General features: G+C 44.3%; 10 protein-coding genes. 8 read left to right on the forward strand and 2 right to left on the reverse strand.

What is annotated here, in order from left to right; all coding sequences use genetic code 11:
* Positions 1 to 95: 95 nt before the first annotated feature.
* Positions 96 to 1,364 carry a DUF945 family protein gene (locus RJ47_RS12145; RefSeq protein WP_039484088.1) on the reverse strand — a complete coding sequence of 423 codons (1,269 nt, stop codon included), beginning with the start codon at positions 1,362 to 1,364 and terminating at the stop codon, positions 96 to 98.
* Between the two features lie 170 nt (positions 1,365 to 1,534).
* Here RJ47_RS12145 and RJ47_RS12150 point away from each other — a divergent pair, with 170 nt between their 5' ends.
* The 3 genes from RJ47_RS12150 to RJ47_RS12160 all read left to right on the forward strand — a co-directional run bounded on the left by RJ47_RS12150 (position 1,535) and on the right by RJ47_RS12160 (position 4,691).
* A complete protein-coding gene (locus RJ47_RS12150) occupies positions 1,535 to 3,460 on the forward strand; it encodes an ATP-binding protein (RefSeq protein WP_039484090.1) in 1,926 nt (641 codons plus the stop codon).
* Between the two features lie 20 nt (positions 3,461 to 3,480).
* Entirely contained in the window at positions 3,481 to 3,978 is a 498-nt protein-coding gene (locus RJ47_RS12155; RefSeq protein WP_039484093.1) for a response regulator, read from the forward strand.
* 164 nt (positions 3,979 to 4,142) lie between these two features.
* Positions 4,143 to 4,691 carry a hypothetical protein gene (locus tag RJ47_RS12160; protein WP_038134235.1) on the forward strand — a complete coding sequence of 183 codons (549 nt, stop codon included), beginning with the start codon at positions 4,143 to 4,145 and terminating at the stop codon, positions 4,689 to 4,691.
* A gap of 91 nt (positions 4,692 to 4,782) precedes the next feature.
* Here RJ47_RS12160 and RJ47_RS12165 read toward each other — a convergent pair whose 3' ends face one another.
* Positions 4,783 to 5,370 carry a TfoX/Sxy family DNA transformation protein gene (locus tag RJ47_RS12165; protein WP_005474063.1) on the reverse strand — a complete coding sequence of 196 codons (588 nt, stop codon included), beginning with the start codon at positions 5,368 to 5,370 and terminating at the stop codon, positions 4,783 to 4,785.
* A gap of 356 nt (positions 5,371 to 5,726) precedes the next feature.
* Between RJ47_RS12165 and RJ47_RS12170 the strand changes: the two genes are divergently transcribed.
* The 5 genes from RJ47_RS12170 to RJ47_RS12190 all read left to right on the forward strand — a co-directional run bounded on the left by RJ47_RS12170 (position 5,727) and on the right by RJ47_RS12190 (position 11,146).
* On the forward strand, positions 5,727 to 6,647 hold the full coding sequence (locus tag RJ47_RS12170) for an HDOD domain-containing protein (RefSeq protein WP_038134233.1): 921 nt from the start codon (positions 5,727 to 5,729) through the stop codon (positions 6,645 to 6,647).
* Between the two features lie 15 nt (positions 6,648 to 6,662).
* Positions 6,663 to 7,568 (forward strand): lysine exporter LysO family protein, encoded by a 906-nt coding sequence (locus RJ47_RS12175; RefSeq protein WP_039484095.1) that lies wholly within the window; start codon positions 6,663 to 6,665, stop codon positions 7,566 to 7,568.
* A gap of 140 nt (positions 7,569 to 7,708) precedes the next feature.
* On the forward strand, positions 7,709 to 8,221 hold the full coding sequence (locus RJ47_RS12180; protein WP_039484096.1) for a hypothetical protein: 513 nt from the start codon (positions 7,709 to 7,711) through the stop codon (positions 8,219 to 8,221).
* A gap of 141 nt (positions 8,222 to 8,362) precedes the next feature.
* Positions 8,363 to 10,009, forward strand: a complete 1,647-nt coding sequence (gene panP, locus RJ47_RS12185; RefSeq protein WP_005474061.1) for a pyridoxal-dependent aspartate 1-decarboxylase PanP — start codon at positions 8,363 to 8,365, stop codon at positions 10,007 to 10,009.
* Positions 10,010 to 10,291: 282 nt separating this feature from the next.
* A complete protein-coding gene (locus RJ47_RS12190; RefSeq protein WP_005474070.1) occupies positions 10,292 to 11,146 on the forward strand; it encodes a MurR/RpiR family transcriptional regulator in 855 nt (284 codons plus the stop codon).
* Positions 11,147 to 11,180 lie beyond the last annotated feature (34 nt).

The raw sequence follows: 11,180 nt of genomic DNA on the forward strand, positions 1-11,180 counted from the left end.
GAACTAACAGGATTAATACCACGTTTTTTCAGCGATAAAAAGCAAGAAAAGAGGTCTTTAGACCTCTTTTCTTAATAAACATTGAAAAAGAATACTTATGGCTGCATCGCACCTGAAATCAGCAGCGCCATAAGGGGAATTTCTTGGCCACTCTTAAACAATAAATTGCCTTCTTTTAGCTCTGCGTTGATTTGATAACCTTTGTCCGTTTGCTCGACAAACTCCATCACGATCGCTTCATCAACACCTTGCTTAATAAATGGGTATTGCTCAACCAATTCATTGGAGAAAAAGGTATCCAATTGACCAGTCAGTGCTGGAAGGATCATCGCAGGGTTTTGGGTGATGTTGTCTGTACCCTCAGGCAAGGTGATTTTCCACTGGCTTTCAAACTCGCCATTGTCTCCTAGCGTTAAGGCCATTTTGTTCATCGACAAGTAGAAACCTTTTTCGACCAAAGTTTCAACGTAAGGAATTGCGCTTTGTACATCTTCTTCCGTTAACACTGGGTTACTTTGATAAAGATTCAACAAATGTTCAAACGACTCGCTGTCGAGGTTACCCAGTTCAACATCAACCAATAACTTGTCTACCGTTCCTTCTGTGGTCACCAGGTCTTCTACCGAAAAGACATGCTGACTACTGACACGCTGGGTCGTTTCTTCTACTAGTGAAGAAAACTCGTACTGTGCGTTTTTCATGCCAAACATAGTCACTTGGTCAGTGCTTGAGATAGAAACATCACCAAAGCGCATCATTTGCTCACCAAGCCATAAGCCATTTGACATACGACCTTGACCACTACCTTTCAGTGCAGACAGCAGTAATTTCTCACCACTATTAAAATCCACTTCGACTGAAGGTACGTTGAGATCATAGGTTATCTCCCCGAGGACAGTCGCATGACCTTGAAGGACAGAACGAGAAATAGACACCATCGCGCCGTCAACATCGTCAGTGGCTTGATGCCAAGCGTCAAAAGTAAGGGTAAAGTCGGTATTGCCGTTTAACTGTGTCACCGTATCAAGAGTCACGGGTAGTTCATCGACATCATCCAGTACTGAATGCGCTTTTAGGCTCAGTAAACCGTGAGAAACATGACTATTCACCACAAACTGGTTAGGTAAGCCATCTGCGGCTAGCATCTCTGCCATTTCTGGGTCGGTGACCACGTACCGCGTTTGCACTTCAGAAGAGAGATAACCACGGTCATACTTGACGATTTCTGCCGTTACACTTCCCGAATTCAGTTGGTTTATACCATCAGTCACCACATTCTGGCCGATTTGACCAACCGCAAGTGGCCAACACAAAGCAAGAGCAATCGCGCCACCAATAGCGCCATATTTTTTAAGCTGGTTCATGTCATCATCTTTAACAATAAATTTGATTTAGTGTACACCAAAAAACATTGAGATAAATCAGAGTATTGGCTTTCTTCCAAAATGAGCAAGCATTCTAATACTCAGCTCTCAAACAAATTCGCGCGAGCCTGATACAGTAGCCAATGTGTTTGTCGAATGAGAACCCATACGTGAATCAATTTGCCGTTTTGTGTCTTGATAATAATCCCGTCAGTGTCGAACAACTGCGTCGTGAGTTGAGCCCTTTTTCATCTCGATTCGATCTACATACCGAAGACTCAATTGACGATGCAAACGCTGCATTGGATTACTGCTTGGAGCAAAAGCAGACCGTCGCATTAGTTATCGCCAGCCACAACGAAAGTTTCAATGGTGCTGATTTTTTAATCCAGCTAGACAAAATGAGCCACACTCAGCAAGCTCGTAAAATCCTGATCAGTTGCGGTCAAGACATTCAAGCCATTTTGTCTGCTGTCAACGATGGACGCCTAGATCACTGTTTAACTAAACCGCTACAAGACAACCTCGTCCATAAAACCGTCCAAAAAGAACTCACGACCTTCATTCTCGAGAATGACTCGGAAAACCTGCTCCATTACAGCCAAATACTCGACCACCAGCGCCTGCTTAGAGCCCACATCGACAATAAAATGCGCTCGTATCGAGAAGGGTTTATTAGTGAACACCATCGACTCTCCGATCAAGAGCTCGCCCAACAAGTCACCGACGCCCTACTCGCCTTTTTCGCAGACAAAGATGAAACCAAAGCCTGCCGCACATATTCCACCGATCACCTACTAACCCGAGAAGGGGAAGAAAATAGCTTTTTGTGGTTCATTACCAAAGGTGAAGTTGCGCTTTACAAGAAAGACGACACGGGCGTACAACGAGAAGTCGTTAGGCATACACAAGGTAACATTGTTGGAGGGATGTCCTTTGTGACAGGAGAGCCCTCTTTTTCAACGGCGATTACGCTTAAACCGACCGAGGTGATCAAGCTTAAGCGGGAAGTGTTTGCCGAGGTAATGCACTCAAACACCGAATTATTGCCGCTATTCACTAACTTACTACTACGTCACTTTAATCGTCGCTTGCAGCGAAGCATCACGACAAAACTTGAATTGCAGAAAACGCTAGAGTCACTCGAACAGGCACAAAAACAACTGGTTGAGAGAGAAAAAATGGCCATGCTTGGCCAGTTGATTGCAGGTGTCGCACACGAGCTCAACAACCCAGTCGCCGCCATCTTACGTGGGACAGAAACGTTAACCGATAAAATACAGGTCTTGGTCGATGCACCTAAACTCGATAGTAATAGCAAAAACATCGAAATATTGACGCACGCACTTTCGGCAAAACCGCGATCAACCGCAGACGAACGTGCGTTAGTCAACACGGTCAACGAGCAAATCAACAACCGGAGAGTAGCCAAAAAACTGGTCAAGTTAAACTTACACCAGTATCAACCTTGGCTCGATCGCGCCCGAAACTCAGACCCAACCCTGCTCGGCGATCTAGAGCAACTTGAACACTATTACCTTGCAGGGTCGACGCTAAGATCAATCAACGTCTGTGCGCTACGAATTGCCGATATGGTCAAAAGCCTTAAAGGGTACGCGCGTTCTGATGATGAACGATTCCACCGAGCGGATATCCACGAGGGTATCGAAGACACCTTGGTGATATTCGAAAGCAAACTCAAACTTCATAAGGTAGAAAAAGCATTTTGCTCGACAAACTCAGTGTACTGTTTGCCCATCGCCCTTCAGCAGGTGTGGACCAACTTAATTTCTAACGCCATTGATGCGTTCCCAGCAAAAGGAAAACTGCGCATCACGACTGAACTGGTGACAAAAGACAGACGCCAATGGTTTGTGGCGAGCTTCGAAGATAATGGACACGGTATCCCTGTTGAACTTCAGCAGCAGATTTTTGAATTGAATTTCACGACTAAAAAAGAAGGCAACTTCGGTTTAGGGATTGGATTGTCCGTTTGCCAACAAATCGTTCGACAACACGGCGGCTTCATCAGCGTGGAGTCAGAACAACACCAATACACAAAAATGTCGGTTTGGCTGCCCTTTAGCCAAGACTAACCAATAACGAGGAACTTAACATGAGTAAATACCTTATCTTATGCGTCGACGATGAAAGAGAAGTTCTCGATAGCGTTGTCCAAGATTTGGATGAATTCGAAGAGCATTTTTCGTTAGAGGCAGCCGAATCTGTGCAAGAAGCCAAACAGATCATTGAAGATGCTGAATGCGACGGCATAAAATTGGCGCTCATCCTTTGCGACCATATCATGCCCGAGCAAACTGGGATCAGTTTTCTTATTGAGCTAAACGAGCAAGCATCCACTCAAGCGACCCGAAAACTGCTCCTCACCGGCCAAGCAGGACTCGAAGATACTGTCGAAGCCATTAACCACTCTAGCCTTCACTTTTACATTGCTAAACCTTGGCGTGGCGATGAGTTACGTAATGTCATCAAAGAACAATTGACCCAATACATGATTGAGAATGAGCCTGAACTCATGTCCTGGGCATCGGTACTGAACACTGAAAAAATATTTGAGGAAATGGCGAAAAATCGCCTCAATTATGGTGAGTAGTTAAACGATTTTGGCACATAGCTTGCTAGATTCTTATTATCACGACAAAACAATGACATTTTTATAGTGGCAACCGCTTGGATGCATTATGATGTCGATTTATCGTCATAGCGAGTCGTCGCTTAAGACCAAGGAAATTAACAAGATAAAGGTTTATCGTCCTTATGCGTAAAACAATCTTAGCCGCAGCTTTAGTGCTAGCATCTGGTCAATCTTTCGCTCAAATTGATCCAAACAGCCCAACCGTAATGAGCAACTTTAGCTACGACTACGTTGAAGCTCGAATTGGCGCAAGCCCAGTGACTTTTGGTGCTGCAATGAGCAAAACTGTTCACCCAAATGCCCACCTTGTCGGTCGTATTGACTCTGAATTCGAAGGTGATTTTGACGCAGGCGCGGGTTTTGGCTTCCACGCACCTATCAATAACTGGGCTGATTTCACTGGTGAGATGTTGTTCCGTTTGGTGGACAATGATGACACACGCGGCACCGACACAGGTCTTGAACTGAATCTTGGTGTTCGCCAATGGCTTGGTCCGCAACTCGAAGTGGGCGGCAAAGTTGGTTACACCTCTATCGATAGTGAAGAAGATTGGATTGGTTCTGCATACGCACGCTTCCACTCAACAGAGCTGTTTTCGATCGGTGGTGAAGCGCGCATCAATGACACGTACGGTGATCAATTGATGTTTACCACGCGTTTCAAATTCTAATCCGTTTAGAATCTTAAACAAAAAACCGAGGCACTTGCCTCGGTTTTTTCATTCTGATTGCCGCAATAATAACAAGTTGATAAACAAACCTTTATGGGCAGCTTGCCAATAGCTGGCGTTTGCGTGGCTCCTGGATTAATTTCCAGTGAATACCATCGATAGCACCAGCAAATTTCCAAAGTAGCTTAACGTCTACATCGCTTCCGTAGGCTTGCTTAACTTTAGCAAATACCGCCGGAGCACCTAGTTCCATAAACGTATCAACATCATCGATGCCTGCTTTTTTTACCATACGCTCTAAAGTGAGCTGCATGTTTGGCAAGTCTCGCAGTCTACGATTTGCCGCTGAACGTTTAAACTGTCGCTCAGACACCGAGTAATCGATAGATTGCTTAACAAGGTCATCCAAACGATCGCTGTCCGATTCAAACAGTTCCGTAATATCATAATAGTTTACGGTCGCCGTTGTCTGTTTCTTAACATGGCGATATTTCTCGCAACCAAGCTGAGAAAACTCTTTATCTAAATGGTCCCCACCACGGATAAAGATCTTGTTTGCGCTAAGTAAAGCGAACATGGCGTCTTCCCTGAACAATCCTGTTCCACCAAACATCGAACGCTTTTGAAACATGCCAAACTTGTTTACATATTGAATAAAATGTTGCTCTGTCATATCCATTGATCCTTCAAATATCGAAACCCCGATTATTTACGATCACCAGATAGCAGCAGTTATAAGCGAAAAATCTGTCGGTTGAACTATGAAATTTATAATGTTGTTCGTCCAACCACAGCAAGTACCCAAATGATAGTTAACGAAACGAAATAAGTCTGTGCATACGTCACATCGATTAAACTTAATGACGAATTTTATGAGAGATCAATCACGCCTAAGTCCCCACCATGCAGAAGTGCGAGCAATTTCGCTCGTGAAATATGTCGTTGCGAAAAATATCAATATTAGAAAGCAATTGTTTGCTTAAATACAGAGAGAAACGTTACACTGTAAACGTTGAATTTACTTTCTAATACTGTATGAATCACCTAGCATTTTACTGGCTCCCACAAAATAAAGACCTATTAGTCAAAGGTATTGAGACTGAGTTTTCTCAACTTATTGAGCATTCTATCGCTAATAAGAAAATATCACTTCCTCCAATTCCTGACGTAGTCTTAAAGATTCAGCGTTTGTGCACCCAAGATACAACCACGGTAGCAGATGTCGCAGACTCACTGTTGGAAGATCCTGGGCTCGCCGCTATTGTTATTCGCGTGGCAAATTCGGTGATATTTAACCGCCGAAACATCACATGTACCGACTTGGTTACTGCGGTATCTCGGTTGGGCATTCTTCGAGTACGAGATATCGTGACTGCACAAGCGATTGAGCAGTTGAAACACTCTGTCAATTTAAGCGGCTCTTGCAACAAAATCTTAGTTCAAAGTGCGGCGAATTCTCGCGAATTGGCGGCAACGATGGTCCTCGTGGCAAAAGGATTCCGTGAAAGTGGCTCACAGGCATACAAGCACCTAGAAGCGGACAAAGCGCTACTTACTGGTTTGCTCGCTGACATCGGTCTTTTCTGTATCGTCAACGAGTACCACTACTATTTGGAAAATGGCAACTACCTCGACGAAGAAATTGCTTTCCAGATCTTCGACAATCAATGTTCCAAAGCGAGCAAGCTTGTTTTAGAAAGCTGGGGATTTGATGATGACTTCTTAGAGGTTGCTTCGAATCAAGCGATTAAACCATCGGAGGAAGCGGTCAGCTATCTCGCGTTGGCGAGAATCGCGAATCATATCTTAATGTTCCGCCGTCAAGACGAAAACATAGATGAACATTCGGTAGAATTTGACGTTACAGGTGCAGATATACTGTACAAACTCAGTAATTTAAGTGATATTGAGTTCAATGCGCAAATTGATGAGTTAATCAGCGCGAGTGGATTGTAATGTACAGGAAGTATCATGTTTTCAGGGATGTTGTTTATCTTTACCCCGCTTGTTGTCGGGTATTTCATTTCGATACCAAGCCAGTCACTGCTCAATAAGATCAATAAAACCACCTCAAACCTTATCTACGTCATACTTGCGCTGATGGGTTTGAGCTTGGCTGCGCTCGACAACCTCGGGCAAAATCTGCAAATTATTTTAAAGTTCACTGCGGTGTTCTTCACTTGCCTAAGCTTAGCCAACCTAGCGGTATTGCCCTTAGTCGATAAGTTTTTACCCATCCAGACAGACGCGAGCAATAGTAAGCTTCCTTTGTCTAGTATGGCGTTGGAATCCGTTAAACTCATCCTTGTAGTCGGCGGCGGTTTAATTGTCGGACTGGCACTGCCTTATGAACTTAATTGGGTCGATACGGCGAGCGAATGGATTCTCTTCTTGTTGCTGTTCTTCATTGGCATTCAACTGCGCAATAGCGGTTTAACATTACGCCAAATACTCCTCAACAAACATGGGATGGTGATTGCATTACTCATTATAGTGAGTTCGATGCTTGGAGGAATCATCGCCGCGCAAATCCTCGAAATTGACCTGTTCAAAGCGCTCGCGATGTCTTCTGGATTTGGCTGGTATTCATTAGCAGGCATCTTGATGGGTGATGCATTTGGTCCGATTTACGGTGGCGCGTCATTTATGATTGAGCTGCTGCGAGAGTTGATCGCATTGGTACTGATTCCTTTATTCATTCGCACACGACCATGCACTGCAATAGGATACGCGGGGGCAACAGCTATGGACTTTACTTTGCCGGTCATACAAACCACAGGTGGCGTTCGATGTGTGCCTATTGCTATCGTTAGTGGGTTTATTCTCAGTCTGCTTGTCCCAGTTATGATGCTGTTCTTTGTCTCTCTTGCAAGCTAGATCTCAGGATTCATCATCAAAATTCACTATATTAACCACGACGCTCAATGTTAATTTAGAAAGCCCTAATTTAAAGTCACCCGTAGAATTGAATTACAATCTGCGGAGCCTATAAGAACGATTATTCAAAAGGAATCAATATGAAACGCCTGATTGTTGCACTCGCTCTAAGTGCCTCATCGTCCCTCGCTGTTGCAGCCGACAATGCTTGTCTATCAAAAAAATACGATGCTTATATCGATGCATCACTGCATTGGTATGAAGATTTGTCAAAACTCACTGCTGAGCAATACCCGGATTTAGCCGAAGTTTCTGAGTGGTTTCTGAATGGTCGTGTTAACCACTTTGAGCTTAATCGTGCCGCCGTCCACTACTACCTTGACAATGACGCAACGAAAGTTGCAACAGCCCAACCAGTCGAAGGTTGGTTGCAGTTGGAACAAAAAGACATCAAAGTGCTTGCGTCGCGTAGTGATGAGCTAGGGCAACTAGCCAAAACCACTTTTGCAGACCGCCAAGCTAAGCCACACGAGAAGAACTACGAATTGCGTTCAGCCTTTGCCGACCTTTTAAGTCACCCTACAAAAATCGACTCCGCATTGCAGCGCTATAATGCAGCGATCAAAGAGTTAGAGTCGATTAACTGTCAATAACGTATTGCCGATTTTTCGCTCAAATCGCCACCAATTTAACGGACTTAAAACTAAGATTAGCGAATTTAAAACGGGACTTTGTGCCCGTTTTCGTTTAGATTGTCCCGCTTGCAAGAAAAAAGATTAGAGCAATGTAGCTGTATGGTATCTGAACATAAAACGGCTGATGTGAGCTTCGAAAGTTTACTTCGAATTTTCACAGTACCTGAAGGGCCAGACTCAACGCTAACCCAAATTGACGAAGAGCTATCACGCAACTTAAATAAGTTTTTGCGTGAGCATATCGTTGCTGAAGAAAAACCGCTTTGGGAGATTGAGAAAGATTTCTCTAACGCGACGATTCCTGAGCAACCGGAGTTCGTTTCGGACCATACACAACACCTGCTCGACACACTCGTCTCTCACTCCGTCCATACCTCGGCACCAAGCTTCATTGGTCATATGACATCCGCATTACCCTATTTTCTAATGCCATTGTCTAAAATCATGATCGCACTTAACCAAAACTTGGTGAAAATTGAGACATCAAAAGCGTTTACTCCGCTAGAGCGTCAAGTTCTTGGGATGCTGCATCGCCTTATCTATCACCGCGAAGACTCTTTCTACAGCCAGTGGATGCACAGCGCAAATCATTCCCTTGGCGCTTTCTGCTCGGGTGGTACCATCGCCAACATCACCGCGCTTTGGGTCGCTCGCAATAATGCACTGCGAGCACAAGGTGAATTCAAAGGTGTTGAAAAAGAAGGCTTATTCAAAGCGATGAAGCACTACGGCTATGAAGGATTAGCGGTATTGGTTTCAGAGCGCGGCCACTACTCATTGAAAAAAGCCGCAGATGTTTTAGGCATCGGTCAAGAGGGGTTAGTTGCTGTCAAAACAGACAACAACAACCGCATTGACCCTGTTGCCTTGCAAGAGAAAATCGCCGAGTTAAAGCAAAGCAACATCAAACCATTCGCTGTGATTGGGGTAGCTGGCACGACGGAAACAGGCAATATCGATCCTTTGCGTGACATCGCCAATATTTGTTCACAAGAAGACTGCCATTTCCACGTCGACGCTGCCTGGGGTGGCGCGACTTTAATGTCAAACAACTACCGTCAATTGCTCGATGGGGTGGAACTGGCTGACTCAGTGACTATTGATGCGCATAAGCAGCTCTACATCCCAATGGGTGCGGGAATGGTGCTATTTAAAAACCCTGACGCCATGAAGTCTATTGAACACCACGCTCAATATATTCTGCGTAAGGGCTCGAAAGACCTTGGTAGCCACACACTGGAAGGATCGCGTTCCGGTATGGCGATGCTGGTTTACGCAGCCATGCACATTATCAGCCGTCCTGGGTATGAATTGTTGATCGATCAGAGTATCGAGAAAGCCAAGTACTTTGCTTCATTGATCAAACAGCAGCCTGACTTTGAACTCGTTTCAGAACCAGAACTCTGTTTACTTACCTATCGCTACATCCCAACTCATGTGCGTCACGCGTTAGAAAAAGCAGACTCCACCCAAAAAGCAGAACTCAATGAGCTTCTCAACGAGTTAACGAAATACATTCAAAAGCGTCAGCGTGAAACGGGTAAGTCCTTCGTATCAAGGACTCGTTTAAATCCTAGTCAGTGGGAGCGTTTGAATACCATCGTATTCCGAGTGGTGTTAGCCAACCCGTTAACCAGCCGAGACATTCTTAGCTCTGTTTTGGTCGAGCAACGTGAGATCGCAAAAACAGCACCGAATTTAATGGCTAGAATCGAATCAGTCGTCGATTCAATCAGCAACAAGTGAAAGTTTCTTTCTAAGATCTTGTAATTCGAGCAACAATACTGGCCAAATAAGCAATGAAATGTGCGGGTTAGATTTCATTTGTGTAGTTTTGACAAAATTTAGTTTGAGGCTTGTCATATTATCACCACTTCGAGCCGATAATTGTTACTGTAAACCTATGGCTTAGGTTTATACTGGCCCTATGGCGCTAGATAGTGAGTACCTATTAGGGAACAGTTTGTTTCCTCTCGAATATTTCGATTGGTATGTCTAGCGAGTTGTTCTCTTACCCTCGTGAACACTATGAACACATTAGAAAAAATTCAGAAAAACCTAGAGAATTTCAGTAAGTCAGAACGCAAAGTAGCGGAAGTTATTATGGCGTCTCCACAAACTGCGATTCACTCTAGTATTGCTACGCTGGCAAAGATGGCTGATGTAAGTGAGCCAACGGTTAACCGCTTCTGTCGACGCTTGGATACCAAAGGTTTTCCAGACTTTAAACTGCATTTGGCCCAAAGTTTGGCGAACGGTACGCCATACGTAAATCGTAACGTTGAAGAAGACGATGGACCAGACGCCTACACGCACAAGATTTTTGAATCTACCATGGCATGTCTGGATGTTGCGAAAAATAGCCTTGATTCGATGCAAATCAATCGTGCTGTAGATCTGCTAACCCAAGCGAAACGAATTTCGTTTTTCGGTTTGGGTGCATCGTCTGCAGTGGCGAAAGACGCGCAAAACAAGTTCATTCGCTTCAATATTCCAATCACTTGTTTTGAAGACATCGTAATGCAGCGCATGAGTTGTATTAACTGTACTGACAATGATGTGGTTGTGTTGATTTCTCATACAGGTCGTACCAAAAGTCTGGTTGAGATTGCCAACCTTGCTCGCGAAAATGGTGCAACGGTGATTGCGATTACCGCGAAAGATTCACCACTTGATAAAGCAAGTTCATTGTCGATTTCTCTTGATGTCCCAGAAGACACAGACGTGTACATGCCAATGGCAAGTCGAGTTGTTCAGATGACCGTAATTGACGTCCTTGCAACAGGCTTTACATTGCGCAGAGGCACAGGCTTTAGAGAGAACCTTAAGCGTGTTAAAGACGCATTAAAAGATTCTCGTTACGACAAGCTATCTCAGTTTTAAAAAAGGAGCCTTAGGCTCTAATGCCGTTCACTTA

Origin of the sequence: Vibrio sinaloensis, from assembly GCF_000808535.1 — a bacterium.
GTDB classification, from domain to species: domain Bacteria; phylum Pseudomonadota; class Gammaproteobacteria; order Enterobacterales; family Vibrionaceae; genus Vibrio; species Vibrio sinaloensis_D.

Coding starts and splice junctions, on each gene's coding strand:
- RJ47_RS12145 (WP_039484088.1), bottom strand. CDS start 1,364: ATGAACCAGCTTAAAAAATATGGCGCTATTGGTGGCGCGATTGCTCTT.
- RJ47_RS12155 (WP_039484093.1), top strand. CDS start 3,481: ATGAGTAAATACCTTATCTTATGCGTCGACGATGAAAGAGAAGTTCTC.
- RJ47_RS12160 (WP_038134235.1), top strand. CDS start 4,143: ATGCGTAAAACAATCTTAGCCGCAGCTTTAGTGCTAGCATCTGGTCAA.
- RJ47_RS12165 (WP_005474063.1), bottom strand. CDS start 5,370: ATGGATATGACAGAGCAACATTTTATTCAATATGTAAACAAGTTTGGC.
- RJ47_RS12170 (WP_038134233.1), top strand. CDS start 5,727: ATGAATCACCTAGCATTTTACTGGCTCCCACAAAATAAAGACCTATTA.
- RJ47_RS12175 (WP_039484095.1), top strand. CDS start 6,663: ATGTTTTCAGGGATGTTGTTTATCTTTACCCCGCTTGTTGTCGGGTAT.
- RJ47_RS12180 (WP_039484096.1), top strand. CDS start 7,709: ATGAAACGCCTGATTGTTGCACTCGCTCTAAGTGCCTCATCGTCCCTC.
- panP (WP_005474061.1), top strand. CDS start 8,363: ATGGTATCTGAACATAAAACGGCTGATGTGAGCTTCGAAAGTTTACTT.
- RJ47_RS12190 (WP_005474070.1), top strand. CDS start 10,292: ATGAACACATTAGAAAAAATTCAGAAAAACCTAGAGAATTTCAGTAAG.